Below are 14,142 nucleotides of genomic sequence, written 5' to 3' on the forward strand. Positions count from 1 at the left end.
TAGGCTTAATTTGTTTATTTAATTTTGTTTAATATGAGATGTTAAATTACATCATACCAGGCATTCCGCCGCCCATACCAGCACCAGCCATAGCAGCAGGATCAGCTTTTTCTGGTTTATCAGCAACGATTGTTTCAGTTGTGAGAACCATAGCAGCGATACTTGCAGCATTTTGTAATGCGCTACGAGTAACTTTTGCAGGGTCAACGATACCAGCAGCAATCATATCCATGTATTCGCCAACTAAAGCATTGTAACCAACGCCTACACCAGCGGATTTTACATGTTCAACAACTACAGAACCTTCAAGACCAGCATTGTTTGCGATCTGACGAACTGGTTCTTCAATAGCACGTTTTACGATTTCAACACCAGTTTTTACATCGCCTTCAGCTTCAATGTTTTCAAGAGCAGGTTGAATATCGATGAAAGTAGTACCACCACCAGCAACGATACCTTCTTCAACAGCAGCACGAGTAGCATTTAAAGCATCTTCGATACGGAGTTTTTTATCTTTCATTTCAACTTCTGTAGCAGCACCGATTTCAATTACAGCTACGCCACCAGATAATTTAGCAAGACGTTCTTGTAATTTTTCTTTATCGAAATCGGAAGAAGTTTCAGCGATTTGTTTTTTGATGATTTCAGCACGAGCTGCGATTTCAGCTTTATCACCAAAACCGTCAACAATTGTAGTTTCTTCTTTGGAAGCACGTACTTGACGAGCACGACCGAGGTCTTCAAGTTCTACGCTATCAAGTTTACGACCAAGTTCTTCACTGATTACATTACCACCAGTTAAGATAGCGATATCTTCGAGCATAGCTTTACGACGATCACCAAAACCAGGAGCTTTAACAGCAAGAGCTTTGAATGTACCACGAAGTTTGTTAACTACGATAGTAGCAAGAGCTTCACCGTCGATATCTTCAGCGATGATAACGAGTTCTTTACCTTGTTTTACAACTTTTTCAAGGATTGGGAGAATGTCTGCGATTGCAGAGATTTTGCGGTCAGTGATAAGAATGAAAGGATCATCCATAACAGCTTCCATTTTATCTGTATCAGTAACCATGTATGGAGAAATGTATCCACGGTCAAATTGCATACCTTCTACAACGGAAAGGTTAGTTTGCATACCTTTGGATTCTTCAACAGTGATAACACCGTCTTTACCAACTTTTTCCATAGCGTCAGCGATTAATGCACCAGTTTCTTCATCAGCGGAAGATACGGAAGCAACTTGAGCGATAGCTTCTTTACCTTCAACTTTTCGAGCTTTTGCTTTGATTTCTTCAACTAATGCAGCAACAGCTTTTTCAATACCTTTTTTGAGAACCATTGGGTTTGCACCAGCAGCTACGTTTCTCATACCTTCACGAATCATAGCTTGAGCAAGTAATGTAGCAGTAGTTGTACCGTCACCAGCGATGTCGTTAGTTTTTGTAGCAACTTCTTTTACAAGCTGAGCGCCCATATTTTCGAATGGATCTTCAAGTTCAATGTCACGAGCGATAGTAACACCATCGTTAGTGATAGTTGGAGCACCGAATTTTTTATCTAAAACAACGTTTCTGCCTTTTGGGCCAAGTGTAACTTTAACAGCGTTAGCAAGTGCATCAACGCCTCTACCAAGAGCTTGACGAGCTTCTTCGCCAAATAATACTTGTTTAGCCATTTATAAAGAACCTCCTAGGATTATACATTAAAATTGTAATTAATTAGTTTCTGTTAATTATTCAACAACAGCTAAGATATCGCTATCTCTAACGATTAAATAATCAGTACCATCGAATTTTACATCAGTACCAGCATATTTAGAGAAGATTACTTTGTCGCCTACTTTTACATCAAGAGCAACTTTTTTGCCTTCTACATATTTGCCGTCACTTACTGCAACAACAGTACCTTCTTGTGGTTTTTCTTTTGCTGTATCTGGTAAAACGATACCACTTGCAGTTTTAATATCGCCTTCAGAAACTTTAATAACAACTCTGTCGCCTAATGGCTTAATCATTGTATATTCCTCCTATGCGTAAATAGATTTTATAACTAAGTTAATTTATAGTTGTTAGCACTCTTTATAAGTGAGTGCTAACTCACAATTCTTATAATAAACAATTTTACAGAAAAAATCAATAGGCAGAAGAAAAATTTTTGATTTTTTGTCTTTTACAATGTAAATTTAGGTGTTTTTAAAGCCTTTTGACATCAATAATTATACCTAGTTATTTTTTTCTATAAAAAATAACTAGGTATAACTTTTTATAATAGCAAATAAAATTATTAATTAAGATGTCAGCAAGATGTCAATTACTCATTGATTTTGCTTTGTTATCTAGAAATCCTACAATCTCTTTTTGCATTTTTAATGTATTGTGTGCATAAGTTGTTAGTGTAAATCCAGCTGTAGCATGTCCTAGTCTAGCTTGAATAGCTTTTATTGGTAAATTAGCTTCAACTAAACAAGTTGCATGTGTATGTCTAAATGAATGAAATGTTATATTGGATTTTATTTCAGCTAAAGATTTTATTTTATTAAAAATAGTGGTTATATTCATTGGTGTTAGCATTTTCTTATAATTTTTATCCTTTAATGATGTAAATATAAAGTCGTTTTTTGTTAACTTATCACCATGTTTTAGATAACGTTCTTTTTGTATTAATAATTGTTGCTTTAGAATATTAATTACATTTTTAGATACTAATATTTCACGTGTACTATTTTCTGTTTTTGGTGTACTTATTAAATTTCCTTTTGCAGCTATTTTTATAGCAGTTACTATTTTTATTGTATTTGTATCCCAATCTATATTTTCCCATTTAAGAGCAGAAATTTCACCACGTCGTATACCTGTATAATAAGCTAGAATAAATAAATTTCTAATAGGGAGTTCTGCATATTGTAATAATTTTTTAAATTCGTAGTCGCTTATAATTTGTTTTTCTTTAGCCTTATATTTAGGAGGATTTACTGCAATACAAGGATTTTTTTTTATTAAATCATCTTTGTAAGCTTGTCCAAGTATCGCTTTTAGTAAAACATATGTGTATTGTTTAGTTCTAGAACCACTTATATTTCGTAATATATTTCTAATAGTTGATGGTGTTATTTTACTCAAGTTAATATTTTTTAAATTTGGTAAGATATATTTGTTTATTAAAAATACATAATTGTAATAAGTGCTAGGAGCTATTTCTTCTTTTCTTATTTTTAACCATTCATCAAGCCATAAATTAAAAGTTATGTTATCAAAAGAAGTGTTATTATTTCTTTTAACACGTTCTTTTTCTCTAATTAATTCAGCTTCAGTATATCCATATACATATATACGTTTTTTTTCATTAGTTAAAGGGTCAGTTATAGTTACAGAAGATTGATATCGTCCATCTTTACGTTTTTTCATAAATTATCACACCTTAAGTTCATATTTCCGAACAAAAATAGTAATAAATAAAGGCTAGATTAATAGCCTTTATTATTGTAATAATATATTTTATTTTTTTGACGGTCTGTATCCAGCAGCTTGAGCTTCTTCTTCGGTAAAAAACCATTCTTCTGGGTCTGTTCTATCATAGTATGCTCCACCTGGAACATGATATATTTTTTTACCTTTATTATTATTTCCCTTTATTGTTTCTCCATTGGGACCCTGTCCAGAATATGTTCTTGCTGGTCGAGATGTTTCTTTTTTACTATTTGTATTAGATTGGGATACTGTTTCTTTTTGTTTATTTGCGTCTATATCACTTATTGTATGTTCAACTGCATTTGTTTTACCGTTATATAATACTTCACCATCATAAGTAATATTGCTTATTGCATTGTTGGCTAAAAGTGCTAAAGCTAATATTTTACTGTCGGAAGATATTTCATAATTTTTATCGTCATTGCTATTTTCGGATTTTGTAATTGTGAAATTATTAGCTCCACATTGATGTAAAATATCTACTATTTTCTCAGCTTGTGTTTCATCAACGTTTGTACTATCCATTATAGCTTGCACTTGTGGCGGAATTTTTTTCTTTTCTTCTTGTACTGGTACTTCTTGCTCAATTTTAGTTATATTTTCTTTTGGTGCTTCTTGTTTATTGCTTTCAGTGTTAAATACTAGGATTAGAAAGATTACTGCAAAAACACCAGTTAATATTTTTTTAGTTTTAGTATTAAAATAACTATATCTCCATAATACATATACACCAAAAGGAAATAAAAATAAAAGTGATAAAAAAATGCCCCAACTTTTCTGATACCATTTTTTAGGTTTTCTGCTTTTTAGTTTATTATTATCTATTGTGGTATTACATATATTTTCAAAAATTTGTTCAGCATCAAATGTACGAGATTCATAAAATCCGTCTGGAGGATAATTTTCTAACTCTTTTATTCCTAAATCAGTTAAAATATACCGTCTGTTTTTTACATAATTTTCCAGCTCATCATTAGAAAAGTTCTCATATATCCTATCTAATAAATCAGATTTATTTCCAGATAATTTTAATTTCTTAGTTTGTAATATATTTTTTAAATCTGGTATTGTTAGATAAGAAATACTTTCTTTTGTATTAGATACCCGTAAATAGTTTTCGTTTAATAATTTATCTAGGATTTCTTTATAGTTGCTTAATTCAGATAACATATATTCTGGTAATTCATAGCCTACTATCTTATTGTTAAAATAACTTAACAAATACCTTTCTTTTCTAGGTAACATGATACACCTCTATATTTAGTTATTTTTATTTAGTCGGTTGAAATAACGTACAAGATACAATTAAAACAAATAGATTTATAACAAATGCAAAAATAACCCGTGGTGCTATACTTGTTTTCCTTTTATAGAGTGCTATAGGTATAGCTATGAATGAGCCGATAGTACCTATAAAAGAAAAAATGACAATAAAAGCATATAAAATATTCAATAAAATCATCACCTTAATTTATATCCTAATTCTAAGACTTGGATAATGTTTTACCAGCAATATTATAATTAGAGTAATCTACATTAAACACCTTTATATTTAAAACAAGCTACCTAATATACCAATAGCAGTGTTTACATTAGTTTTTCGTTCAGCCTTCTTTATGGCTTCTTCATGAGCTTTTTTCTGTTCTTCAATAGCTTTTTCTTTTTGTTCAGCTTGCTCTTGTTTCTCTTTTTCTTTTTGTTCTTTGATATTTTGTTGTTGTTTGTTGTATTCGGCTAACTTTTCATCACGACCAGTCAACTCGGCGGCTCTATCTCGTAAAAGTTCTCCTATGGTATCTGGAATAATAGGGCAAAAAGCTGTTGTTATATATGGGTCTTGAACAGGTGTATCATCATTATAGTTATAAATGAAAGTCGATTTTTCTGCTAACATATTTCTTTTATAATCTATGGCTACTTTTATTTTTATATATTTTTGTTCTCCAGGTATATTGATTATTTCCCATAAATCAACCATATCCTTAGCGGGGTCATAAGTTATTGTTTCTTTATCTATATATGCGGTTCGAGTATCTGTAGAATTTATCCAGAACCAACGGCTGTTATTTTCTTCTGCAAAAGCTATAGATGATAACAAAGAGAATATTATTATAAATAACAATATAGATTTTTTTCTCATAATTGATTACCTCTTATAATAACGTACTTAAAATTTTGTGAACTTCTCTAGGGTCAGGGTCTTTCTCTGAAATCACTTTAGTGATTAAATCAGCGTCTAAGTCACTGGAATGGGAAAGTAAATGTATAGCAAATTGATTTGCTTCTTTTTCCCTACGACTTGGTACATAGTAACTCATATCTGCATGTAGGTAATATCCATATCCTTTATGTAAGATTGCGTGTCCTAATTCATGACAAACAACAATCTTTTGTGCTTCATATGGCAGATTAGCGTTGAGTGCAATAAATTTTCTACGCAACACTCTAACTAAAAAGCCACGTATTGTATTTGGTAGTTTTAATTGTAGTACATCAATGTTCATATAACATGCAATTTCAAACGGATTATTTGTATCGCATTTTTTTACTAAATTTCTTACCCGTACCTTGTAATTATACATTTATACCGCCTACTTTTTGCGTTTATTTTTCTTCTTGGCTTTATAAAATATAAACTCTAAGGCATTTTTTATTTCTTGGCGGTCTTCTTCACTTAGTTTCATTACTTCTCCATCGAACATTATTTCTGATTGATTTAGAAATTTTTCAAGGTCTGCGGGCTTCTTTTTGTCCATCTCTTTCTTATTTATAGGTTCAACATCATTGCCTAAAATATAATCCGCCGATACATTAAATAAGGCACATAATTCTTTTATTTTTCTTAGAGGCTTAGATCTTCCTGTTTCATATAAAACGTATGCAGGACGGCTCACTCCTATTAATTTAGCAACTTCACCTTGGGATAATTGTTTATTTTCGCGTAATTGTCTTAATCGTTCACCTATAATATTCATATAATCACCTTCTTTATATATTATTATATGTAAAAAAAACTTACACGAAAAGGTGTAAATAAAATTTACATTTATACTTGACAAGTAAGATAAACTTACATATAATATAAGTGTAAATTAAATTAACAGGAGGCGATAAAGTGAATAAAATAAAATCTTTAAGATTAGCTAATAATCTTAGACAAATAGATTTAGCTATAAAATTAAATATAACAAGAGAAGCTGTTGCTCAGTGGGAAAGTGGGAAAACTTTCCCAAAAAGAAAAACTTTATATAAATTAGCTAGAATATTGAAATGTAAACCAGCCGATTTATTGTAAATAAATGTGTAAATTAAATTAACTAGCGTGTAGCACTGACCCAGCAATAAAAAATCTAATGGCAAAAATTACTTTCCCCTAAAAAGTAAATAATATTGTTGGGTGCGTGGTACACGCTAGAAAAAAGAAAGGAAAAATAAATATGTTAACTAAAAAATTTAAATCTAATAAATTCTATGAAGTAACTCGATATTTTTTCAAATATGGTCATGATTATGACGAAGTAGATGGAAATACTACAGTATGGGACTCATTAGAAAAAGCAAAAGCTTTTATTGAAAAATATAGATTTAATAGAAAATTTTATTCAGCTACTGTTGAAGAAATTATAGTAGATAGAGTAATTTCGGCTGAAGATTATAAGAAAAATAATTATGAAGTTGTTTCTTATCAAGAAGTTTATAGTGAAGATTATGATGGAAACTATGATGAAACACCTGGAAAAATTTATTACTTAAATGGTGAAAAAATAAGTGATATAAAAAAAGAAATTATCAAAGAAGAAGTTTATAAAATTTTTCAAGTAAATGAAGGTACTGCATGGTGTATAGAAGCAAAAACTTTAGCAGAAGCTAAAGAAATTGCTAAGAAATATAAAGGTCATATTGTTATAAAAAAAGGGCTTAAGATTGTGGCTGAATTTAATAATATTGATGATGTTAAAACTATGAACAATTGGCGAACAAGTGATTTAGAATTTAAAGACTTTGCCAAAGTTGGAGATATAGTTGATGAAGGTATAGTAAATTGGTTTGCTGAATGTGGAGACACTTGTTTTTATAAAGAATATAAGGACGTGGGTTAATTATGGAAATCAATATACCAATCTGGCGAAAAATTCTTTTAACTCCAGATGAGGCAACTGAATTATTTGGGTTACCTGCTCAATTTTTTAGAGTAGCAGGAGCATTAACAAAGAACGGTCAATACGATTTACCTTGTTGTTGGATCGGTTCACATTTAAAAATTAATAGACCTAAATTAGAAAAGTGGTTAGAGGATAAGTCCGATGGTGTAACAGATTTTAAGACATCATATTTATTGGGAAAATTGGAGAATGGAATAAATAAGCGAGGTAGAAAAAGAAAAATAAGATAATTATATAAATATTTTCTCATGAAAGAAAGGCAATAAACCATGATAAAAGATTTCGGGTTACTACTTATAAAAGCACGAAAAAGTGCAGGTTATACACAAGAACAAGCAAGTGAATTATTAGATATAAGTGTTAGAACATTGGCAAAATACGAAGCTAATCAAATAAAACCAACTATAGATAAAATGAATGATATTGTTGAGATTTATGGCAATGAATATATAGGATATCAGTATTTATTGACTTTTAGACTAGGACAAAAATTATTTGCACCTATTGAAAATAAAAGTTTTTCAGAAACTGTTTTAAGTTTTATAGCTAATATAAAGAAATCTAATAAATGTATAGATGATTTAATTGAAATTGGTGCTGATGGAAAAATAGATAAAAAAGAACAGCCTAAATATAAACAAATATTGAATACATTTAGGCTGATGACAAAAGATATTTTGATATTAAAGTTTTGTAAAAATAAAAAAGCTGAACCATTTAATAAACAGTCCAGCATATGACAATTAAATTCTTTGTAAAAATATTATAGCACAAACACGATAAAAATTAAAGAATAAGAGAAATCAAAAAGGTCGGTTCGTAGTGCTTAGTTTAGAAAAAATTGGTGCGTAGCAAGCCATAGCAGAAAGGTTATTAACATAACAAAAATAAAAAAGAAAATGGCAAATCTTTAACGATAATCTTCTTAACAAAATTATTATGGCAGGGAGGTTTGCAAGTGATTTCTGCTATGGTGCTTGGTACGCACCAGTAAGAAAGAGAGGTGAGAATATATAGAATTACCAATTAGAAAACTTATATATCGTGGTGTATTTAAAAAATAAGAGAATAGAAAATGGTGCGATACAAATTTAATAGTTGTTCAAGGAAAATCAAAGGTGATTTAGTATGAAAGTTGGCGGTGCGGTAAAAAATTGAATAAAGGGCAGGTGCATATATTGCATTTGATATGCGGTCTTGCTGTTCCAGTATGTGCTGATGACCGTCAATGTTATGCATTTATTCAAAGAATAAAAGGAGAAGAAAAAAATGAGAATACGTACTGTAAAAAATAATCGAGGCAAGAAAACAAATTTATTTCCATGCAAAGCCAAAGATGTTCTTAAAAACTTATTAGAAATAAATAGTTTATTACTAAAAGAAGGTTATAGCAAAGATTGGCATTATAAAGCTAATGGAGAAGTATTTCCATTTTAAGAGGTGTATACAATGGATAGATTAACAATAAAAGAAGCAATTTCGTTTTGTAAACAAGGTAAAGAGGTAATATTACGTAATGATGATTATGAGGACTTAGTTTTAGTAGATTATGAAGATGGATATTTAAAAGATATTGCAGGTGATTATATAAATCCTTATAAAGATTTATTAAAAGGTGATTATTTTATAAAAAAAGTTGCTTGAAAGACAACAGGTCAAACAAGCAACCACATAAAAAAATATTTGCAATTTAAGTATAACAGAGGAAAGAAAAATGGTCAAAAAAATTGTATTTCCTAAAATTAATAATTTTACTTCTGAAGAAGTTAAACAAAAATTTTTAGAAATTCTAAAAAGTATTAAGTTAAATATCAAATATGTAAGATTAGTAAATATTAGAGAATCATTAACAGGTTTAAGATTTTATATAAAAACTAAAAACTTTTTTGCTATTGGTGAGTATGATTGTATTGCTAATATCACAATGGCTAGTAGACAAAGAATAAATACTAAAAACTATATAAGCTTTTTATATAAAAGAAATGATTTAGTAAATAAATTGTCATATTTTGTAAAGGTGGAATAAAAATGATTAAAAAAGCAAGTGAAATTATAAATACTGATAAGAAAATTAGATTGTTAATTGCAGGATATCCAGGTATAGGGAAAACAACTCTTGCTTTGTCTGCACCTAAACCACTATTGATTGATGTTGATAGAGGAACTGACAGGGTAGAAGCAAGATACAGAACAGATTTTATTCAACCTGATACTTATGAAGAATTGTTGGAGGACTTGGTACCACTTAATTTAATTGATTATGAAACTCTTGTAATAGATACAGGCGGACAACTTATTAAATTGATGTCGGCATATGTAATAAAACAAAACGCTAAAAATGGTCAAAGAGATGGTTCTCTTAGTTTAAAAGGATATGGAGCTGTTGGTAGAGAGTTTGCAAGATTTATAGATTATTGTTATTACCAATTAAATAAACATGTAGTAATAGTATTTCATGCTAAAGAAGAAAAAGATGGAGATAATACTCGTCTTAGAATTTTAGTAGAAGGACAAACAAAGGATAATGTATGGCAACCAATGGATTTAGGTGGGTTCATGGAAATGCAAAATAATGTTAGAACGATAGGTTTTACTAATTGTGAACGTTATTATGCTAAAGGAACACATGGTATACATGGTGTTCTTACAATACCAGAATTAAATGGAAATCAAAATGGATTTTTAACAAATCTTTTTCATCAGATAAATGAAAATATAAAAGCTGAAGCTAAAGATGCTGAAAAAGAGAAAAAAGCATATCAAAAAATAATTAATACAATAAAAGAAGCAACAGAAGCAATAACAACACCAAGTGAAGCAATGGAAGTTTTAGACTTAATAAATAATCAAAAACATATATTGACTAGTGAAAAGGAATGTAAATCTATATTGTTCGATAAAACAAAAGAATTAGGCTTTAAATGGAACAAATTGAAGGGAGAATTTGTTAATGAAGTATCTGATGACACAAAGTCTGCTTAATTCCTATTTGTATCAATTTAATTGCATTGATGATTATACAGAGGAAGCTCACCAAAGCTTCCTCAATACACTTAATAAAATATATAGCCCACCAAATGAAGCAATACAGCGTGGAATAGATTTTGAAAGATTAGTGTATGAGTATACTGACCCTAAAAATATTACTGATATATCTACAGATGAAATAACTGCTGCTATAAATATTGCAGACTATATACAAGGTGGAAGATTTCAGTATATAGCTAGTAAAACAATAAATGTTAATGGATTGGATTTAGTTTTGTATGGAAGATTAGATGCTTTAAAAGCTGGTGTTATATATGATATCAAATATACATCAAAATATAATGTGGGCAAGTTTATAGATAGTCCACAGCACCCAATGTATTTAGAGCTTATTCCTGAAGCAAAAGAATTTATTTATTTAGTAAGTAATGGAAAATACGTTTGGACTGAAAAATATACAAGAGAGGAAACACCTTCAATTTATCCTATAATACAAAACTTTTTTGAGTATCTTAATAACATGAATTTAATGCAAGTTTATAAGAATAAATGGAAAAGTAGGTATTAATTATGGAGATAATACATGGAAAAATCATAGATATTACACCAGAGGGACTATTAATAAAAGCACCTTATACCAATATAGATAGGGCTTGTTTTCGTAAATATAGTATGGTTGATATTGGGCTTAATGATGGTAGATATATCAGTAATGAGCAAAGAAAAAAAGCTTATGCATTAATGAAAGAAATTGCTGAATGGAGTGGATATCTTCCTGAATATGTAAAGAGATTGATGAAAACTGAATTTGTAGTAAAACGAATGCAATCGTTAAATAAGGAAATATTTTCGCTATCAAGTTGCGATATGACTACTGCAAAGGAATTTATTACTTATTTAATAGATTTCATCATAGAATATGAAATCCCAACAAAACAGCCATTAAGTGAATTATGTGAGGATATTAATAAATATATCTATATGTGTTTACTTCATAAAAAGTGCTGTATATGTGGCACTAAAGCGGAATTACATCATGTATCTGCTATTGGTATGGGTAGAGATAGAACAGAGGTATTTCAAATTGGTATTCCTGTATTACCATTATGCAGAAAACATCATATAGAATGGCATACATTAGGTAGTAATACTTTTAATGCTAAATATCATGTAGAGTCCGTTAAATTAACTAAAGAAATTGCTAAAAAATATAATTTAACTAAAAAGAATATGGAGGTAAGAACAAAATGAGTAATGTAACTATTAATAAGATTAAATATCAGGAAAGTTCCGGTAAATTAACTATTGAATATATGAGGACAAATGAAAATAAAAAGCCATCATATCATACATCTATATTTAATGATGAACCTGCACCAGAATTTTTTACAGCATTAAAAAATTTAACTAAACCAACATTAAATATTTTAGGATTAGGAGCATTATTGATAAAACGTATAAAACCTTATGCGGTAAGTTTCAAGTATGCAGAAGATAAAACAATGTCAGCAGTTATTTCTAGTATGTTTTATGTGCCTTCTGCTGATAGAGAGATAGTAGTAAATACACCTCTTATGAAATGTCCTTCTGATGAGGTAGAAGCAAGTCAAGCTGGGTTTTTTAATCAAGAAGCGGTTGACGCTCTTTGGGCATTTGAACAAGAAGCACGCAAGTATTTAGATGGTAAGAGAAATCAAATTTCCTTATTTGGAGAAGATACTGAAGCTGAAACAGTAACAGATGATGTATCTGTAGTTGATATATCAGCACCAAATAATGTTGTACAAATGCCAACAGTGGCACAATAAATAGGAATAGGTGCTTGCCATAAAGACAAGCACCTATCCACGAGGTAAAAAATATGGAATTAAAACCTTTATCTTTAATAATTTCTTTTCGTTCTAATTATGCTAGTAAATTAGATAACGATACCCAGATTTTATATTGGGTATTATGGGACAAATGGAATTATCTTAGGCGACCTACTCAATTTAATATAGATAATAATACATTGATGATAGAAGCTAATTTGAAAAATTATAGTAAGTTAAATGATAAACGAAAAAAACTTATTGAAGCAGGATTGATAGAATATATTCCCAGTAAGACACGAGGTAAAAGCTCAACATATGCTCTAATAAAAAATTATGTTGAAAATGTAACATCAAACCTAAATCAAAACCTAATCCAAAACCCAAAACCAAACCCAAATATAAACCTAAAACAAAACCTAAATGAAACCCAAGAACTCAATAATAATGCGAACTCTTACGACCTCATAACAGAAAATACAAACCTAAAATCAAACCTAACTCAAAACCTAAATACAAACCCAATACCAAACCTAAAACAAAACCCTAATAAGAGTAATAGAGATATAGAGAATAATATATATTTTTTATATACGCACGCACGTGAGGCTATCGACTTTTATAAAAATAACGTAGCAATTGATTTAAGTCCTAATGCTCTTATGGTTTTATCGGATTGTGTAGAAGTACATGGGAAAGATGATACATTAAGGGCAATGCAAGAAACCCAGATAAACATGAGTCATCTCAAAGATGTGGCTTTCATGAAATATGCTAGAGGGATTTTACGAAGTTGGGCAAAATATGGCAAGAAACCGCCGTTAAAATTAAAACAAGAAAATAAGCCTAAAGTTAATAAAGCTGTAGATAGTTTAATGGCTCTTATGGAAGGGTGAAGAAAGATGAATGTAAAAGAAGCAGCTACTCTTTTAAGTTATGTTGTAGCAACAATGCCAAATATACAAGATAAAGATTTAAGTGCCACAGCGAAAGCATGGGCAATTATAATGCCTGATATTTCTTTTGAATTAGGACAACAAGCAGTATTAAAAATACTTCGAGATAAGAAGATACCAACCGTACCATTGCCAGGCGAAATAATAAACACAGTAAAGGAAATAGTGAACGGAGAAAATAAAATTAATGCTCCTAGTGATTATGAAGCATGGCAAGAAGTACGAAGTAAAATAGATTTTTACAAACCTAATCAAAAATGGTCGCACCCAGCAATTGAAGAAACTATAAAAATAATTGGTTCTAGGAATATTTGTGGTGGAGATTATAACGTTGCTGATAGATTTATGAAAGTATATAACCGCATTGTAAAACGTACTAATGACCAATATGAAAATAAAGTAACATTGCAGATTATAGATAATACTCCTAAAAATAAGAGTTTATTAACATTCATAGGTGAACATAAGCAAATAGTATTAGGTCAAAAGGCGGTATAACTATGAAAAAGATATGTATCTGTGGTAAAGAGTTTGAGAGTAAAACAGGTAAAGCAAGATATTGTTCACAAAAATGCAGGTTTAAGGGATATTATCAAACACATAAAGAGTTATGGCATTTCAATAGCATTAAAAATGAAAATAAAATAGCAAAAAAAGAGCAGAAAAAAATAAATGATGAAAAAAATGCTATGTTGCAAAAGCGAAGAAGTGATATTGATTTATTAAAAAAAAAGAACGGGAATAGATAATTATG

The 14,142-nt window shown here is 29.9% G+C and carries 22 protein-coding genes; 15 read left to right on the plus strand and 7 right to left on the minus strand.

Annotated features, from left to right (window positions below; translation table 11 throughout):
* Window positions 1-46 precede the first annotated feature (46 nt).
* The 7 genes from groL to GXM21_RS13010 all read right to left on the minus strand — a co-directional run bounded on the left by groL (window position 47) and on the right by GXM21_RS13010 (window position 6,445).
* On the minus strand, window positions 47-1,678 hold the full coding sequence (groL, locus tag GXM21_RS05650) for a chaperonin GroEL (RefSeq protein ID WP_008538048.1): 1,632 nt from the start codon (window positions 1,676-1,678) through the stop codon (window positions 47-49).
* 57 nt (window positions 1,679-1,735) lie between these two features.
* Window positions 1,736-2,017: a co-chaperone GroES gene (gene groES / locus GXM21_RS05655; RefSeq protein WP_008538046.1), complete on the minus strand. Its 282-nt coding sequence runs from the start codon at window positions 2,015-2,017 to the stop codon at window positions 1,736-1,738.
* Between the two features lie 292 nt (window positions 2,018-2,309).
* Window positions 2,310-3,407 (minus strand): tyrosine-type recombinase/integrase, encoded by a 1,098-nt coding sequence (locus GXM21_RS05660; RefSeq protein ID WP_008538045.1) that lies wholly within the window; start codon window positions 3,405-3,407, stop codon window positions 2,310-2,312.
* A gap of 90 nt (window positions 3,408-3,497) precedes the next feature.
* Window positions 3,498-4,715 carry an SAP domain-containing protein gene (locus GXM21_RS05665; RefSeq protein WP_008538044.1) on the minus strand — a complete coding sequence of 406 codons (1,218 nt, stop codon included), beginning with the start codon at window positions 4,713-4,715 and terminating at the stop codon, window positions 3,498-3,500.
* Window positions 4,716-5,022: 307 nt separating this feature from the next.
* Window positions 5,023-5,610: a hypothetical protein gene (locus GXM21_RS05670; RefSeq protein ID WP_008538042.1), complete on the minus strand. Its 588-nt coding sequence runs from the start codon at window positions 5,608-5,610 to the stop codon at window positions 5,023-5,025.
* Between the two features lie 13 nt (window positions 5,611-5,623).
* Window positions 5,624-5,974 carry an ImmA/IrrE family metallo-endopeptidase gene (locus GXM21_RS05675; RefSeq protein WP_249068230.1) on the minus strand — a complete coding sequence of 117 codons (351 nt, stop codon included), beginning with the start codon at window positions 5,972-5,974 and terminating at the stop codon, window positions 5,624-5,626.
* A gap of 87 nt (window positions 5,975-6,061) precedes the next feature.
* Entirely contained in the window at window positions 6,062-6,445 is a 384-nt protein-coding gene (locus GXM21_RS13010) for a helix-turn-helix domain-containing protein (protein WP_008538040.1), read from the minus strand.
* Between the two features lie 140 nt (window positions 6,446-6,585).
* Between GXM21_RS13010 and GXM21_RS05685 the strand changes: the two genes are divergently transcribed.
* The 15 genes from GXM21_RS05685 to GXM21_RS05755 all read left to right on the plus strand — a co-directional run bounded on the left by GXM21_RS05685 (window position 6,586) and on the right by GXM21_RS05755 (window position 14,137).
* On the plus strand, window positions 6,586-6,765 hold the full coding sequence (locus GXM21_RS05685) for a helix-turn-helix transcriptional regulator (protein WP_008538039.1): 180 nt from the start codon (window positions 6,586-6,588) through the stop codon (window positions 6,763-6,765).
* A 142-nt stretch (window positions 6,766-6,907) separates the two neighbouring features.
* Window positions 6,908-7,570, plus strand: coding sequence for a hypothetical protein (locus tag GXM21_RS05690; protein ID WP_008538038.1), 663 nt, complete (start codon window positions 6,908-6,910; stop codon window positions 7,568-7,570).
* 2 nt (window positions 7,571-7,572) lie between these two features.
* Window positions 7,573-7,863, plus strand: coding sequence for a MerR family transcriptional regulator (locus GXM21_RS05695; RefSeq protein WP_008538037.1), 291 nt, complete (start codon window positions 7,573-7,575; stop codon window positions 7,861-7,863).
* Window positions 7,864-7,902: 39 nt separating this feature from the next.
* On the plus strand, window positions 7,903-8,373 hold the full coding sequence (locus GXM21_RS05700; protein WP_008538036.1) for a helix-turn-helix domain-containing protein: 471 nt from the start codon (window positions 7,903-7,905) through the stop codon (window positions 8,371-8,373).
* A gap of 414 nt (window positions 8,374-8,787) precedes the next feature.
* Complete coding sequence (locus tag GXM21_RS05705; RefSeq protein WP_163604682.1) at window positions 8,788-8,928, plus strand: hypothetical protein; 141 nt, start codon at window positions 8,788-8,790, stop codon at window positions 8,926-8,928.
* A complete protein-coding gene (locus GXM21_RS05710) occupies window positions 8,903-9,070 on the plus strand; it encodes a hypothetical protein (RefSeq protein ID WP_008538035.1) in 168 nt (55 codons plus the stop codon). Before GXM21_RS05705 ends, GXM21_RS05710 begins: the two co-directional genes overlap by 26 nt.
* Before the next feature lie 12 nt (window positions 9,071-9,082).
* Entirely contained in the window at window positions 9,083-9,277 is a 195-nt protein-coding gene (locus tag GXM21_RS05715) for a hypothetical protein (RefSeq protein WP_008538033.1), read from the plus strand.
* Window positions 9,278-9,347: 70 nt separating this feature from the next.
* Window positions 9,348-9,659, plus strand: a complete 312-nt coding sequence (locus GXM21_RS05720) for a hypothetical protein (protein ID WP_008538032.1) — start codon at window positions 9,348-9,350, stop codon at window positions 9,657-9,659.
* Between the two features lie 2 nt (window positions 9,660-9,661).
* On the plus strand, window positions 9,662-10,615 hold the full coding sequence (locus GXM21_RS05725; RefSeq protein WP_008538031.1) for an ATP-binding protein: 954 nt from the start codon (window positions 9,662-9,664) through the stop codon (window positions 10,613-10,615).
* Window positions 10,584-11,189 carry a hypothetical protein gene (locus tag GXM21_RS05730; protein WP_008538030.1) on the plus strand — a complete coding sequence of 202 codons (606 nt, stop codon included), beginning with the start codon at window positions 10,584-10,586 and terminating at the stop codon, window positions 11,187-11,189. Before GXM21_RS05725 ends, GXM21_RS05730 begins: the two co-directional genes overlap by 32 nt.
* A gap of 2 nt (window positions 11,190-11,191) precedes the next feature.
* A complete protein-coding gene (locus GXM21_RS05735) occupies window positions 11,192-11,872 on the plus strand; it encodes a putative HNHc nuclease (RefSeq protein ID WP_008538029.1) in 681 nt (226 codons plus the stop codon).
* A complete protein-coding gene (locus GXM21_RS05740; protein WP_008538028.1) occupies window positions 11,869-12,429 on the plus strand; it encodes a hypothetical protein in 561 nt (186 codons plus the stop codon). Before GXM21_RS05735 ends, GXM21_RS05740 begins: the two co-directional genes overlap by 4 nt.
* 53 nt (window positions 12,430-12,482) lie before the next feature.
* A complete protein-coding gene (locus tag GXM21_RS05745; RefSeq protein WP_008538027.1) occupies window positions 12,483-13,328 on the plus strand; it encodes a hypothetical protein in 846 nt (281 codons plus the stop codon).
* A 6-nt stretch (window positions 13,329-13,334) separates the two neighbouring features.
* Window positions 13,335-13,886, plus strand: coding sequence for a hypothetical protein (locus tag GXM21_RS05750; RefSeq protein ID WP_008538026.1), 552 nt, complete (start codon window positions 13,335-13,337; stop codon window positions 13,884-13,886).
* A 2-nt stretch (window positions 13,887-13,888) separates the two neighbouring features.
* Window positions 13,889-14,137, plus strand: coding sequence for a hypothetical protein (locus GXM21_RS05755; RefSeq protein ID WP_008538024.1), 249 nt, complete (start codon window positions 13,889-13,891; stop codon window positions 14,135-14,137).
* Window positions 14,138-14,142 lie beyond the last annotated feature (5 nt).

This window comes from Megamonas funiformis (genome assembly GCF_010669225.1).
GTDB classification, from domain to species: Bacteria; Bacillota; Negativicutes; order Selenomonadales; family Selenomonadaceae; genus Megamonas; species Megamonas funiformis.